The sequence below is a fragment of the Micromonospora echinaurantiaca genome (assembly GCF_900090235.1).
Lineage (GTDB): Bacteria > Actinomycetota > Actinomycetes > Mycobacteriales > Micromonosporaceae > Micromonospora > Micromonospora echinaurantiaca.
This window is the reverse complement of sequence record NZ_LT607750.1, coordinates 1,220,907-1,234,221: the sequence shown is the minus strand read 5'-3', so window position 1 is coordinate 1,234,221 and position 13,315 is coordinate 1,220,907. Positions and strand designations below refer to the sequence as shown.

At 75.2% G+C, this 13,315-nt stretch carries 13 protein-coding genes; 5 read left to right on the top strand and 8 right to left on the bottom strand.

What is annotated here, in order from left to right:
• Positions 1-222: 222 nt before the first annotated feature.
• Entirely contained in the window at positions 223-801 is a 579-nt protein-coding gene (locus GA0070609_RS05735) for a TetR/AcrR family transcriptional regulator (RefSeq protein ID WP_088997520.1), read from the bottom strand.
• A gap of 205 nt (positions 802-1,006) precedes the next feature.
• On the opposite strand from GA0070609_RS05735, the gene GA0070609_RS05730 reads away from it, so the two are divergent.
• From GA0070609_RS05730 to GA0070609_RS05720, 3 genes are all read left to right on the top strand, one after another.
• On the top strand, positions 1,007-2,467 hold the full coding sequence (locus GA0070609_RS05730; protein WP_088992830.1) for an MFS transporter: 1,461 nt from the start codon (positions 1,007-1,009) through the stop codon (positions 2,465-2,467).
• 96 nt (positions 2,468-2,563) lie between these two features.
• Entirely contained in the window at positions 2,564-3,052 is a 489-nt protein-coding gene (locus GA0070609_RS05725; RefSeq protein ID WP_231928544.1) for an isochorismatase family protein, read from the top strand.
• A gap of 18 nt (positions 3,053-3,070) precedes the next feature.
• A complete protein-coding gene (locus GA0070609_RS05720) occupies positions 3,071-3,499 on the top strand; it encodes a nitroreductase family deazaflavin-dependent oxidoreductase (RefSeq protein ID WP_088992828.1) in 429 nt (142 codons plus the stop codon).
• Positions 3,500-3,522: 23 nt separating this feature from the next.
• Here GA0070609_RS05720 and GA0070609_RS05715 read toward each other — a convergent pair whose 3' ends face one another.
• From GA0070609_RS05715 to GA0070609_RS05705, 3 genes are all read right to left on the bottom strand, one after another.
• Positions 3,523-3,852 (bottom strand): hypothetical protein, encoded by a 330-nt coding sequence (locus GA0070609_RS05715; protein ID WP_231928844.1) that lies wholly within the window; start codon positions 3,850-3,852, stop codon positions 3,523-3,525.
• Positions 3,853-3,923: 71 nt separating this feature from the next.
• The gene (locus GA0070609_RS05710) at positions 3,924-4,235 is read right to left on the bottom strand and encodes a hypothetical protein (RefSeq protein WP_088992826.1); all 312 of its coding nucleotides are present in this window, start codon (positions 4,233-4,235) and stop codon (positions 3,924-3,926) included.
• An 89-nt stretch (positions 4,236-4,324) separates the two neighbouring features.
• Positions 4,325-4,498, bottom strand: a complete 174-nt coding sequence (locus GA0070609_RS05705) for a GntR family transcriptional regulator (RefSeq protein ID WP_088992825.1) — start codon at positions 4,496-4,498, stop codon at positions 4,325-4,327.
• Here GA0070609_RS05705 and GA0070609_RS33530 point away from each other — a divergent pair.
• On the top strand, positions 4,449-4,622 hold the full coding sequence (locus GA0070609_RS33530; protein ID WP_172899252.1) for a hypothetical protein: 174 nt from the start codon (positions 4,449-4,451) through the stop codon (positions 4,620-4,622). The two genes, GA0070609_RS05705 and GA0070609_RS33530, sit on opposite strands and share 50 nt — an antisense overlap.
• On the opposite strand, the gene GA0070609_RS05700 is transcribed toward GA0070609_RS33530, so the two are convergent.
• From GA0070609_RS05700 to GA0070609_RS05685, 4 genes are all read right to left on the bottom strand, one after another.
• Positions 4,556-5,194 (bottom strand): hypothetical protein, encoded by a 639-nt coding sequence (locus GA0070609_RS05700; RefSeq protein WP_088992824.1) that lies wholly within the window; start codon positions 5,192-5,194, stop codon positions 4,556-4,558. The genes GA0070609_RS33530 and GA0070609_RS05700 overlap by 67 nt on opposite strands.
• Before the next feature lie 4 nt (positions 5,195-5,198).
• On the bottom strand, positions 5,199-7,880 hold the full coding sequence (locus tag GA0070609_RS05695) for an FtsK/SpoIIIE domain-containing protein (protein WP_088992823.1): 2,682 nt from the start codon (positions 7,878-7,880) through the stop codon (positions 5,199-5,201).
• Between the two features lie 41 nt (positions 7,881-7,921).
• Positions 7,922-10,615 (bottom strand): type 1 periplasmic-binding domain-containing protein, encoded by a 2,694-nt coding sequence (locus tag GA0070609_RS05690; RefSeq protein WP_088992822.1) that lies wholly within the window; start codon positions 10,613-10,615, stop codon positions 7,922-7,924.
• A 119-nt stretch (positions 10,616-10,734) separates the two neighbouring features.
• A complete protein-coding gene (locus tag GA0070609_RS05685) occupies positions 10,735-11,535 on the bottom strand; it encodes an SGNH/GDSL hydrolase family protein (RefSeq protein WP_088992821.1) in 801 nt (266 codons plus the stop codon).
• A 216-nt stretch (positions 11,536-11,751) separates the two neighbouring features.
• On the opposite strand from GA0070609_RS05685, the gene GA0070609_RS05680 reads away from it, so the two are divergent.
• Complete coding sequence (locus GA0070609_RS05680) at positions 11,752-13,305, top strand: M1 family metallopeptidase (protein WP_172899296.1); 1,554 nt, start codon at positions 11,752-11,754, stop codon at positions 13,303-13,305.
• Positions 13,306-13,315: the final 10 nt, after the last annotated feature.

The following is a 13,315-nucleotide window of genomic DNA, read 5'->3' as shown; positions in this document are numbered from 1 at the left end:
GCCACACCCGCGGCTGCTCCACTGGCACCTGCGGGCGGGCGACCGCGTCCACCGCGTCCACCGGGCCGGCGCGACCCTGGATCCGGCCGGCGCGGCTGGAAGGGGGCCGTCGTGCGACGGCCCGGCGGCCCGGCGGCCCGGCGGCTCGGCGGCCCGGCGGCCCGGCGGCTCGACGGCGAGGGGCCGCCGCTGGTCGACCCCTGAGCGGCCAGCCGGCCAGGGTCAGCCGACGGGCCGCTGCCGGAGGCCGTCGAGGGCGATGCCGAGCACCCGGTCGCGCTGCTCCGGCGCGGTGAACTGGGCCATGGTCAGACCGCTGATCAGCCGCAGCACGTCGTCGAAGGTGACGTCCGGCCGCACCGCGCCGGCGTCCTGCGCCCGGCGCAGCATGGGCTCGCCGGCCGCGTAGATCTCGGTGCGGCAGGTACGGAAGACCTCGGAGTCGTGCACCAGTTCCTCGGCGAGCGCCCGCTTGGTGGCCACGTAGCCGACGAACCGGTGCAGCCAGGCGACCAGCGCGTCCCACGGCGGCAGGCCGGCCAGGTCGGCCGCGGAGCGGGACAGCGCCTGGACCTCATCGACGTAGACCGCCTCGAAGAGATCGCGCCGGGCCGGAAAGTGCCGGTAGAGGGTGCCGATGCCGACCTTGGCCCGCCGGGCGACCTCCTCCAGCGAGGCGCCGGCCCCGGCCTCGGCGAACGACTCCCGGGCGGCGGCGACCAGGGCGTCGTAGTTGCGCCGGGCGTCGGCCCGCTTGGGGCGCCGCGCGAAGACCGCCGGCAGCTGTTCACCGCTGGTCATGGCGTACGTCACCCCTCGTCGGTTGCATGCGGAGGGACCCCTCCGCTAGCTTAGTGGAGGCACCCCTCCGGAACTGACCGGAGCCGTGCCTCCGGATAGCGTACTCCGGCTCCGGCCCGATCCCGCGCGCGATCGACGGCCCACAGACCACCCGCCGGGCGGCCACCGTCGCCGGCTTCCGTACCTCGACTCCTGGAGTCCCACCGTGGCAGTGACACTCCGACGCGGCTCGCGTCGGCTGACCTTCCTCGTCCTCGCCGCCGGCACCGGGTTCTTCGCGATGCTCCAGTCGCTGATCACCCCGGTGCTGCCCACCATCCAGCACGACCTGCACACCTCGCAGAACACCGTCACCTGGGTGCTGACCGCGTACCTGCTCTCGGCATCGATCTTCACCCCGATCCTCGGCCGGGTCGGCGACATGGTCGGCAAGGGCCGGATGCTCGTCGTCTCGCTGGCCGCGCTCGCCGTCGGCTGCCTGCTCGCGGCGGTCGCGCCCAGCATCGGGGTGCTGATCGCCGCCCGCGTCGTCCAGGGCATCGGCGGCGCGGTCTTCCCGCTCTCCTTCGGCATCATCCGCGACGAGTTCCCCGCCGCGCGGGTCTCCTCGGCCGTCGGCGTCATCTCCGCGATCATCGCCGCCGGCAGCGGCGTGGGCGTGGTGCTGGCCGGGCCGATCGTCGCCGCGCTCGACTACCGCTGGCTGTTCTGGATCCCGATGGTGGTGGTCGGACTGACCGCGCTGGCCGCGCACCGCTTCGTGCCCGAGTCGCCGGTACGCACCCCGGGCCGGATCAGCTGGCTCGCCGCGGTGCTGCTCTCCGCCGGCCTGGTGGCGCTGCTGCTGCCGATCAGCAAGGCCACCACCTGGGGCTGGACCTCCGGCCCGGTGCTCGGGCTGCTGGCGCTCGCCGCCGTGCTGCTGGCCGGCTGGCTGGTGGCCGAGGTCCGCTCCCGGAACCCGCTGATCGACATGCGGATGATGCGGCTGCCGTCGGTCTGGACGACCAACCTGGCCGCCCTGCTCTACGGCGGGTCGATGATGGCTCTCTTCGCCTTCCTGCCGCAGTTCGCCCAGACCCCCACCGTCGCCGGGTACGGCTTCGGCGCCAGCGTCACCGAGGCCGGCCTGCTGATGCTGCCGATGCTGGTCACCATGTTCCTGGCCGGCGTGGTCAGCGGCCGGCTGGAGGCCCGGTTCAGCGCCAAGGCCCAGCTGGTCGGCGGCGCCGCGATCAACGCCGTGGCGCTCGCCCTGCTGACCGTCGCGCACGACGCCCGCTGGCAGGTCGCCCTCACCGCCGGCCTCTTCGGGGTCGGGGTCGGGCTGGCGTTCGCCTCGATGGCCAACCTGGTGGTGCAGAACGTCCCGGCCCGGCAGACCGGCGTGGCGTCCGGGATGAACGCCAACATCCGTACCATCGGCGGCGCGATCGGCGCGGCCGTGGTGAGTGGCATCATCACCGCCCACCCGCAGACCAACGGCCTGCCCCGGGAGGCCGGCTTCACCCTCGGCTTCGGTGTCCTCACCGCCCTGGCGCTGGCCGCCATGGCCGCGGCGCTGGCCGTACCGTCCGGCCGCCGGCGTCGGGTGACCGAGGAGCCGGCGGCCCTGGGCGTGCCGGCCGGCGCGGACGAGCTGGTGCCGGTTCCCGCGTCGCAGTGACGACGCCCCCGGGCCACGGTTGCCTCCGTGGCCCGAGGGCGGTCCCCGGCAGCCGCACACCGCGCAGGGCCGGGTCCGACCCATATGATCATCAGCGTGACCCGCGCTCTCGTGCTGATCGACCTGATGCCCCGGATCATCGCCCTGGACCTGGCTCCGCACACCGGCGCCGAGGTCCTCGACCGGTGCCGACGGCTCGCCGCCGCGTTCCGGGCGGCGGGCGAACCGGTGGTGCAGGTCCGGGTCGAGCGGCCGGGTGTCGCCGAGCAGCCGCCCGGCAGCGACTTCGCCGAGGACCTGGTCGCGCCCGGCGACATCCTGGTGGTCAAGCGCACCGTCGGCGCCTTCCACGGCACCGACCTGGACGAGCACCTGCGCCGGCGCGGGGTCGACATCGTCGTGCTCGCCGGCCTGGTGACCACGATGGGCGTCGAGTCGACCGCCCGCGCGGCCAGCGACCACGGCTACGAGCTGGAGTTCGTCGCCGACGCCATGTCCGGCTTCGCCGCCGACGAGCACGAGTTCGCGATCAGCCGGATCTTCCCCCGGTTCGGCACCGTCCGGGGCACGGCCGACTACCGCTGAACCGGCTACCCTGGCCCGATGGCCGACACCATTGAGGACAGTCCGGTCGGTTGGGTCGCCAGCCACGTGCGGCGCTACCTGGCGACCGACGGCGCGGACGGCGGGAAGTACCACGGCTACGACAGCCTGCTGCTCACCACCCGGGGTCGCCGGTCGGGCAAGCTGCGCCGCACCGCCCTGATCTACGGGCGCGACGGCGACCGCTACCTGCTGGTCGCCTCCAACGGCGGGGCGGCGCGGCACCCGAACTGGTACCTGAACCTGTGCGTCGATCCCGAGGTGTGGGTGCAGGTCGGCGCGGAGAAGTTCGCGGCCCGGGCGCGCACCGCAACCGGCGAGGAGCGATCGCGGCTGTGGCAGGTGATGACCGGGGTCTTCCCGACGTACGCCCGCTACCAGCAGCAGACCGACCGCGAGATCCCCGTGGTGGTCGTCGAACCGACCTGACCGGCGTCGCTCCTCGTGCCCGATCAGGCCGGAAGGGCGATCACCGGCAGGTCGCCACCGTCGCCATACGCCTTGGCTTCACCCGTGAGTACGCACGCATCGTGCTCAAGGACGGCCATGACCGCCGCGGCCAGGTCGACCCGGCCGGTGACACTGCGCCAGTACGCCAGCTCCTGCCAGTCCTCGCCCCAAGTCGGGAGCACCGCGCAGGCCGAGCGGTCCAGCAGCCGGTACAGCACCGCTCGATCGGCGCCATCGTCGACCGACGCCAGCGTCTCGGCGACGACAACGGCCGGTACGCCGAACCGCACCCCGTCCTGCGCGACCTCGTGGATGGGCTCGGCGACGTCCATCGAGCCGGCGACATAGGCCAGCAGCGCCGACCGGTCCAGCACCAGCCGCACCGGTGGCAGGTCCGGCCCGGTCACGCGGCCGGGGCCTGCTGGCCGGGGCCGTCGAGCATCTCCTGCGCCGCTCGACGGGACCGGTCCCGCAACGCCGCCCGCCGGCCGGGCGACCACTCCTGCTCCACCTGCGCGCGTCGTGCCCGGGCGCGAGCCCGTCCCTCCGCTGAGACGGTCATACCGCGACGGGCCAGCTCCGCATCGAGATCCTCGGCCCGCATCCGGGCCCGGACGGCCTCGACCACGTACGCGCTGGCATTCGGCTCGCGCTCCAGGCGCTCCGCGACGTCCTGCGGCAGCGAGAACGACTTCTTGCTCACCGGTCCGGTCATACCAGGGATCCTATCGAATCGCACCGAGGGTTGGGGATTGTGGCGCGCCCGTTCGAGGACCGCCGACGCGGGACTTACGGCGGGCAGCGTCAGTGGTCTGCGACGAAGACGCCGAGGCCGTGGACGCCCTGCACCCACCCCTGTGTCTGCAGGACGAGGATCGCCTGACGGACCACCGTCGTGGAGACGCCGTGCTGGGCGCGGAGTTGTGCGGTGGACGGCAACGTCGCCGTCGCCGACGCCGACGCCGACGCCGACGACATCCTCTTCTGCCATCCGCCCCGGGTGGTGACCCGGCGGCTCTGCGGCTGCGGCGAGGACTACCCGTGTTTCGACGTACGTTTCGCCCGGCTGGTCAAGGCCGCCCGGGTCAGGACCGCCCGCTGACCGTCGTCCGGGCCGGTCAGCGCCGGTCTCCCCCACCGCCGCAGCACCAACCACCCGACGACCGGCGCCCCGGCGACCAGCCACCCGGCATCGCGCAGCGCCGCGCCGGCGATCAGCACCACGGCGATGAGCACCAGGGCCACGATGCCGGCGGCGGCCAGGTGCACGACGGCCGCCCGGGCGGCCGGTGACCAGGCCGGCAGCAGCGCGGGCCGCCGGGCCAGCAGCTCGGCCCGCTGGCCGTACCGGTCGGCCTCGTCGGCACAGCGGCGAGCCAACTCCAGCTCGACCGCCGGGTCGACCTCCGCCGGGGCCTCCCCCACCTGGGCGTACGCCCCGACGCCCGGCCGCCCCGGCGCGGCGGTCGCGCCGGTCGGCGGCGGAATGGCGGGCGGCTGGCCGATCGCCCGGCCGAGCTGGTCGAGGCGCTCGCCCTGGGCGGTGAGCCGGCGTTCCAGGTGATCGGCGGCGGCGGCCAGGTTGCGGCGGCGGCCCGCGACACCCGCCCGCCCGGCCGGCGGCCGCAGCTCGGCCAGTTGCCGAGCCAGCGCCGCGTACTCGGCGAAGGACATCCGCTCAGCCCTCCCGGTCCAGCTCGCGCCCGGTGAACGGCACGATCAGCCGGGTGCGCTGGTCGTGCCGGTCGACCAGCAGCGCCCGGCCGGGCCGGGGCGACCACAGGTCGGGCAGGCCGAGACACGTCCCCAGCTCGTCGCCGGGCACGTCCAACGCGACCAGGCAGGCGAGGTCCTCCGGCTCCCGGGTGTCGCCGAGGTCGCGAGCGAGCGGGCCGATCCCGCGCCACCAGCCGAGCAGATGCGCGCCGTGGCCGGGCCCGTGGCGCAGCAGCGCGCGCAGGTCGTCGTGGCCGGTCCGGCCGGTCTCCGGGTCGGCCGTCGCCAGCACCTGGTGCGCGGCGTCCGCCCCGAAGACCACGAGGTAGGTCCGGCCGGCGGGGGCCGAGGCGGCAAAACCCCCCGCCGGCCCGCATCCGGGTCCTGCGGGCGGGCTTGAGGTGGCCCCGGGGAAGAGGGCCGCGATGTGGGCGCGCAGGCCGACGGCATCGAGCCGGACGACCGGGTGGCCGGCGGCGGCCAGCGTCGCGGCGGTGTCCTCGGCGGCGGAGTCGGTCGCGCCGGTCAGCGGGGCGAGCAGGAACCGGGCGTCGCCCGGGGCATGCTGTCGGGCGAGGCTCAGGGTGGCCGCCCGCAGCACCGCCGCGCCGGTGGCCGAGGCGCCGACCACGGCCAGGTGCCGGCCGGGGGCGGCGTCCATGATGAACAGCGCGGAGGTGCCGTCCACGTCGACGGTCCGGCCGACCAGGGCCAGCGGACGCCGACCACCGGGCCGCAACCCGGCGAACGTGGCGTCCTCCTCGACGCGCACTGTTGCGTCCCCGGCGAAGAACGACGGCGGGCGCGAGCCGGCCGGGCGGGCCTGCCACAGCTCGCGGCGCAGCCGGACCAGCTCGCCGGCGGCGGCCTGCGCGTCGGGCAACCGCACGGGGCCGGTCGCGGGCCGGCCGGCGACGGCGCGCGTGGCACCGGGTGGTGCGCTGAGCAGGGCCGAGCCGGCCGGCGGATCGTCGACAGCGTCGCGCGGCAGCGCTACGCGCAGCGCGAACCGCCCGAGGGCCGCCACGACCCGGCCGGGAAGCGCCCCGGGCGGGTTCGGGCCGGCCAGCACCAGGTGCATCCCGACCGGGCCGCCGGCGCGGACCAGTTCGACCAGCAGGTCGGTCGCCTCGCGAGCCAGCGTGTCGTCCCCGGCGAGCAGCGCCTCGAATCCGTCGACCACCGCCACGATCCGGGGCTGGTCCGCCGCTGCGGCGACGCCGTGCCGCTTCCGAGCCGCGACCCGGCGACGCAGTTCGCGGCGCAGGTCACGCAACACGGCGACGCCGTACTCACGGTCGGGCCCGATGCCGACCGTGCGGGCGTGCGGCAGCCAGGACGGATCGCCCGCGGTGGGTACCAGGTCGGCGAAGCCCGCCCGGCCGGTGACGTCGAGCAGGTGGAGCTGGAGTTCGGCCGGGGCGTAGCGGGCAACCAGCCCGTGCACCACGGTGAGCAGGAAGGACGCCCGGCCGGCGGACCCGTCGACCAGCCAGTGCGGGGTGGCCCGGTCGAGGGCGGCGGCGACGGGTTCCGGGCCGGCCCGGCCGATCACGGTACGCAGGCCGCCGGCCGCCGAGCCGGTCCAGCGGCGCTCCGGCAGCAGCGCGGCCACCTCCACCCCGTTCCCGGGTGCGCTCAGGCGCTCGGCAAGGGCGGCCACCCTTACCCCGTTCCCGGGTGCGCTCAGGCGCTTGGCGAGGGCGGCCACCTCGGCGGCCGGCGGGTCGCCGTCGAGCAGCACCGGAGCGGCCAGGCCGCTGCCGTCGGCGCTGAACGGCACGCCCGGCGGGTCGCCGACGTGGGCGTACCGCTCGGCCAGCCGGACCTGGGTGGCGGAGCCCGGCGGCGGCTCGGTCGCCGGCCAGCCGGCGGCCAGGACGCAGACCGCGGCGGCCGGGCCGCGCTCGGTGAGCGCGGCGAGCCGGGCCGCTGCGGTGCCGCCGACCGACGCGGCGACGACGACCAGCAGCTCCCGGCCCGGGTCGACGGCGCCGGCGTGCCGTTGCACGGTGTCGAGCAGCGCGTCGACCTCGGCCGCGCCGGTCGCCGACGGCATCAACACGCCGAGGTCGACCAGCGGTCGCAGCGGACCGGCGAAACCGGTCCACGCCGGGTCGGCCCCGGCGGCATCGTGGCCGTCGGGGCCGGGTCCGGCGTGGTCGCGGCCGTCGGGGCCGGGTCCGGGGCGGTCGCGGCCGTCGGGGCCGGGTTCGGGGCGGTCGCGGCCGGCGCGGCCGGGTTCGGGGCGGTCGCGGCCGGCGGGGTCGAGGACGGCGACCCGGACGCCGCCGGGCGGGGCGGCGGCGAGCAGCCGCAGCAGCACGGCACGCAGCAACCCGGCGACCCGGGGATCGCCGGCGTCCGTGTCGAGCACGAGGTGGTGGCCGGCGCCGAGCGGCACCAGGGCCGGGAAGTCACCGTCGGGGGTGGCCGCCGATCCGATCCGGACGCAGGGCGGGGTGCCGGGCAGCGGGGTCGGGGTGGCCAGCGCGTCGCCGAGGCGGGCCAGCCGGGCGACCAGGTCGGCGGGAGCGATCGGCTGGTCCGCCGGGTCCAGCGCCCGGCGGGCGGCGTCGAGATGCCCCCGGGCGGTCCGGTGGGCGGCGACCGCCTGCCCGTACGCCGATGCGAGCCCGCCCACCCACCGCTCCCGTCGCCGCCCCGCCAGGTCCCTGCGAAGACCTAACTGACCTGGGGCGGCACGGTTGCGCACGGGGTTGGGGCCGGCTCGTCGGCGGTGCCGCACCGGTAGACCTCCACCGGCTCGGCGGTCACCTCGGGCACCCGCTCGACCCGCATCAGCGAGAGCCGCTTCTCCACCGGCTCGCCCGAGTCCGGGGTGTAGCGGATCAGCCCGGCCACGCCGCGGTGGCCCGCACCGGCGTTCTGCCGCAGCACCTCGGCGTGCACGCCGATCGGGTTGATCGACTCCGGGTCCCAGCGCTGCCGATGGTCGGCGTGGTGCAGGCGCGCGGCGAGGCTCTCCACCGCCCGGATCATCATCATCGCCGCGTCGTAGGCCAGGCTCACCCGCTCACCGACCTGCTCCGGGCGCTCCGGCCGGCACCGCGGCGGGTCGAGCAGGTCGTCGGCCTGGATCCAGGTCAGGAAGCTGGCCCGGGCCTCGTCGCGCCGGTCCTGAGCGGCGCGCAGCGCGGCGCAGGTGCCGAGCGCGGCCTTGGAGACGTAGGTGACCGGCAGGTTGCCCGGTGCGGCGGCGCGCAGGCCGGGGTTGGCCATGTAGCGGTTGACCGAGTCGTCACCGACCAGGTGCCGGGGCGGGTTGTCCCCGCACTCGCGCAGCGCCCGCAGGAAGCCGTCGAACTCCGACCAGCGGCCGGCGTAGAAGAGCAGGCCCTGGTAACCGCACTCGGCGGTGAGCCGGCGCCCGGTACGCCACTCGTCGAGCCGGGTGATCCGGGTGCCGAAGCGCTGCCGGAGCCCCTCGATCAACGTCTGGACGTAGAGGTCCTCCGCCAGCGAGCTGCCCTCCCCGGTGGTCCAGTAGACGTGCGCCTCGTCCACCTTGAGCACCTGGCGGGCGTACGCCTCGACCATCCGCGCCTGGTCGTCGTTGGGCGCGGAGATCTGCAGGTAGAGCCGGGAGTTGGCGTCAATCCGGTCGGCGGACAGCGTCGGGGCGAGCACGGGCAGCCCGATCCGGTTGAGGTCACGCAGTGCCCGGGCGGTGCTGGCCCGGCTGTCCACCAGGCCGACCACGCCGAGCACCGTGGGGTCGTCGCGAGCCAGCTCGGCCAGCATGGCCACCGCCCGGTCGGCGTGGCGCATCTGCCGGCCGCCGTTGGCCACCACGATCCGCAGCAGCGCCGCGCCGTCCGCTCCGGCGGACTCCTTGAGCAGCGCGTACTGCGCGGTCGCCATCCCCTCCAGTTCCTCGCGTTCGGAGACGTACGACTCCTCGTCCGCCCGGGTCCGGTTGCCGGTGAGGGTGCCCAGGTAGACCCGGGTGAGGTAGGGCCGGCGGCGGTCGCTGCGCCGCCAGACCTCCTCGGCGGCCCGGTTCTGCGCGAAGATCCGCTCCTGGATGGTGCGCAGCCGCTGCTGGCCGGGGTCGTTGTTGAACACCTGGGCGGCGCTGTCGCTGTAGCCGATGCATTCCCCGTCGACCAGTTGCACCGACACCCGCCCGCCGCTGACCGACGGGTGGCAGCCCGGCCCCCACCGGGTGGTCACCCAGGCGCCGGCCCCGGCCAGCAGCACCAGGCAGACCGCCGCGGGCAGGAAGCGCCGGGACCACCACGGCGGCTCCGGGGCGGCGAAGGGTCGCACGCCGCCGCGCGGCGGCGGGCCGGTCTCGGTGGCGTCCGGCCGCAGCACCACCAGCCAGGCGGCCGCCCGCCGGAGCCGGCGCATCTCCGGCAACGCCTCGACCCATTCGTCGTGCGCCTCGTCGGCCTCGTCGAGCGGATGCGGCTCGGGCAGTTCCGGGGGCGGCTGGTCGCCGGCCGCCACGACCAGCAGCGGGTCGTTGCGGCCGGTCTCGTTGCGCACGTCGTTGACCAGCCGGACCAGGACGTGCCCGACAGTGCCGGGCTCGACGTGGTCGAGCAGCAGCGCGGGGTACGCGGTGCGCCGCCAGTCGGCCGGGCGCCACAGCCGCCGCCGGTACGCCTGCCGCAGGTCCTCCAGGAACGCGTGCAGCAGCAGCTTGTTCACCTGGTCGGGCTGCTCGCCGTCGCGCCAGCCGGCGGTGAGCCGCTCGGCGAAGCCGAGGAAGGTCGTCGACTGTCGGGGCGCGAGGTACTGCTGGCGCATGAACCACCGGTAGTGCCGCCCGACCAGCGGCACGCGCCCGGAGACGGCCACCCGGAACACCGCCCCGGGCACCGCGCGGCGGATCAGCCAGAGCAGCACCTGGGAGACGATCGCGGCGGCGTCCCCGCCCGGGGGCACCGGCGCGCCGGCGGTCCGGGCGCCGCGCCGGTCGCGCAGCCGGCGCACCAGCGTCGCCCGGCCGTCCTCGGTGTCCGGGCCGAAGGCGAGGCTCTGGTGCATCAGCCAGTCGGCGAGCGGGTAGTGGCGGAAGCGGAGCCGGGCGGCGCCGAACGCCTCCAGCGAGAGCTGCCGGTGCAGCTCCCGCAGCAGGGCGGGCACGTCGACGCCGGCCGGTTGGGCGGCCAGGTCGAGCACCGCGTGCGGGACGCGGCGGCGTTGGCCCTGGCTGAGGAAGCGGCGCAGCAGCGCCATCAGGTCGGGGGTGTCGGGGGTGCGGACCAGCCAGAGCAGCGGCAGCCGGCGGTCGCCGCGGCGTGGCCGGCGCAGCAGGCGCGCGAGCAGGGCGAGGAACTCCAGTCCGCCGGCCGGGACCTGTTCCCGGGACGGTGGTGACTGTTTCTGACCGGTCAACTCGCGCATGGGTACCCCCGATCGTGGCGGGCCGTGTCCGTCCGATCCACCCAGTGTCGCCGTCGTCGGCAAGCGACGGCGACCGATGCTCCGCTGTGGAGCGTCGGCCGCCGTCGTGCCCGTACGTCTCAGCCGGTGACCGAGGTCAGCGCCGGCAGGTAGCCGTACCGGTAGCCGTCGGCGTCCGGGTGGTACGCCTCGATCACCCCGCTGACGTCGCGGATCCACGGGTCGGCGCCGCAGACCCCGTGCCCGGCGAAGTACGGGCGGGTGTCGACGAAGGTGGCCCCGGCGGCGCCCGCCCGGCCGGCGATGACGGTGGCGAGCAGGTCGGCGGCCTCGTTGAGGATGGTGCGCTTGTAGACGCTCATCGCCAGCCACCCGCAGCTGGTGGTCTCGAACAGGCGCGGGTAGCCGAGCACGATCAGCCGGGCGTTCGGCGCCCGCTGCCGGATCGCGGCGTACGTGGCGTCGAGCCGGTCGGGCAGCGTCGCGGTGGCGAACGCCTTCGCGTCGTTGACCGCGTCGGTGCAGGTCGAGGTGCTGCCGAACCGGCAGCTGGTGATCACGTCGGCGAAGCCGGCGTCGTTGCCGCCGATGGTGATGGTGACCATGGTGGTCGTGCTGGACAGCGCGGCGACCTGGTCGTCGATGACGTCGGCGGTGACCGCGCCGCCGCAGGCGGCGAACCGGAAGCTGGTCACCGAGTGGGCGGCGGCCCAGAGCGGGGCGTACGACTTCTGGCTGCGCAGGCAGCCGGACCAGTCGTACGGGCCGGCGCCGACGCCGGAGGAGTAGGAGTCGCCGAGGGCGACGTAGTTGACGGTGGCGGCGGCCTGCGCGGTGCCGGGCAGGAACACCGCGCCGAGTGCGGCGGTGAACAGGGCGACCAGCGCGGCCAGGGCGCGGGCCAGCGGGCGGTGGGGCATGACGGGACCTCCACAGGACTGAGGTGGTGGGGCCCTGTGACCGCGCGCATGGCCAGGGGTGTGACGGTTGTTACTAGCCGGTAATGCTATCGAAATATTTCCATCCGGGGAACCACCGCCGCCATCGCCGAGCGGAGCGGCGCTGCTGGGCGGCGGCGGCGCGGCGGGCGCGACATGTTCACATGTGTCGATTAGGTTGACCGTGCGAACACCCCGATGGAGGGAGTCCACCCCGTGCGACGAGCGCTCACGGCGGCCATCGCCGCCCTGACCGTCACCACCGCCGGCACCCTGGTCGCCGGCACCCCCGGCCACGCCGCCCTACCGGGCTGGGGTCGGCCGGTCCTGCCCACCGCCGCGCCGCAACCCGGCGGTCCAGGGCTCGGTGACAGCTACTTCCCCAACTACGGCAACGGCGGCTACGACGTCGAGCACTACGACGTCCGGCTGCGCTACGACCCGCAGACCGACCTGCTCACCGGCACCACCACCATCCTGGCCCGGGCCACCCAGGACCTGTCCCGGTTCAACCTCGACTTCCTGCTCGACGTCGACTCGGTACGGGTCAACGGCTGGCAGGCGACCGCCACCCGGGAGGGCGTGCACGAGCTGGTCGTCACCCCACGCCGGACGGTGACCGCCGGTCAGCAGCTCACCGTGGTGGTGCGCTACTCGGGCGTGCCGTCCGAGACGCTGGTCGGCGGCTACACCGGCTGGACCCGTACCGACGACGGTGCGATGGCGGTGAACGAACCGGAGTCGGCCTGGTGGTGGTTCCCCAGCAACGACCACCCGACGGACAAGGCCACCTACGACATCTCCGTCTCGGTGCCCACCGGCGTCGAGGTGATCAGCAACGGCGTCCAGCCGCGGCCGCCGGTCGCCGAGGCCGGCAACCGCACCCGGTGGAGCTGGCGCACCACCTCGCCTACCGCCACCTACCTGGCCTTCCTCGCCATCGGCCAGTACGACATCGTCAGCGACACCGCGCCGAACGGCCAGCCGGTGGTGAACGCGTACAGCACCACGCTGGGTGAGCTGGGGCCGGCCGCGCGGGCCAGCATCGAGCGCACCGCCGAGATCGTCGAGTGGGCCAGCGGGATCTTCGGCCCGTACCCGTTCGAGGCGCAGGGCGGCGTGGCCGGGCCGGTCGACGGCATCGGTTTCGCGCTGGAGACGCAGACCCGCTCGGTGTACGGGCCGGGCTTCTGGCGCCGCGGCGCCAACACGTACGTGGTGGTGCACGAGAACGCCCACCAGTGGTTCGGCGACTCGGTCTCGGTGGGCGACTGGAGCGACATCTGGCTCAACGAGGGCTTCGCCTCCTACGCCGAGTGGCTCTGGTCCGAGGAGCAGGGCGAGGGCACCGCGCAGGAATTGTTCGACTTCACCTACGCCAGCTACCCGGCGGATGACGAGTTCTGGCAGGTGCCGCCGGGTGAGCCCGGCCCGAACCGGATCTTTGACGGCGCCGTCTACGACCGGGGCGCGATGGCGCTACACCAGCTCCGGCTGGCCGTCGGCGACGACGCGTTCTTCGCGATCCTGCCGGCCTGGACCGCCGAGCACCGGCACGGCAACGCCAGCATCGAGCAGTTCCAGGCCCTCGCCGAGCGGATCTCCGGCCTGGACCTCGACGACCTCCTCGACGCCTGGCTGTTCACCCCCGGCCGTCCCGACGTCCCGAACACCGCCCGCAAGTCCGCCCCGCCCACCGAACCGAAGTCCTGGCCCCACCTCCGCGCCACCCACCACCTCCTGACCCGCTGACCCTGAGGAC

What these genes read in the sequence shown, in the direction of transcription:
- GA0070609_RS05735 (WP_088997520.1), bottom strand. Translation starts at nt 801, where the DNA reads ATGACCAGCGGTGAACAGCTGCCGGCGGTCTTCGCGCGGCGCCCCAAG.
- GA0070609_RS05720 (WP_088992828.1), top strand. Translation starts at nt 3,071, where the DNA reads ATGGCCGACACCATTGAGGACAGTCCGGTCGGTTGGGTCGCCAGCCAC.
- GA0070609_RS05715 (WP_231928844.1), bottom strand. Translation starts at nt 3,852, where the DNA reads ATGGACGTCGCCGAGCCCATCCACGAGGTCGCGCAGGACGGGGTGCGG.
- GA0070609_RS05710 (WP_088992826.1), bottom strand. Translation starts at nt 4,235, where the DNA reads ATGACCGGACCGGTGAGCAAGAAGTCGTTCTCGCTGCCGCAGGACGTC.
- GA0070609_RS05705 (WP_088992825.1), bottom strand. Translation starts at nt 4,498, where the DNA reads ATGTCGTCGGCGTCGGCGTCGGCGTCGGCGACGGCGACGTTGCCGTCC.
- GA0070609_RS05700 (WP_088992824.1), bottom strand. Translation starts at nt 5,194, where the DNA reads ATGTCCTTCGCCGAGTACGCGGCGCTGGCTCGGCAACTGGCCGAGCTG.
- GA0070609_RS05690 (WP_088992822.1), bottom strand. Translation starts at nt 10,615, where the DNA reads ATGCGCGAGTTGACCGGTCAGAAACAGTCACCACCGTCCCGGGAACAG.
- GA0070609_RS05685 (WP_088992821.1), bottom strand. Translation starts at nt 11,535, where the DNA reads ATGCCCCACCGCCCGCTGGCCCGCGCCCTGGCCGCGCTGGTCGCCCTG.
- GA0070609_RS05680 (WP_172899296.1), top strand. Translation starts at nt 11,752, where the DNA reads ATGGAGGGAGTCCACCCCGTGCGACGAGCGCTCACGGCGGCCATCGCC.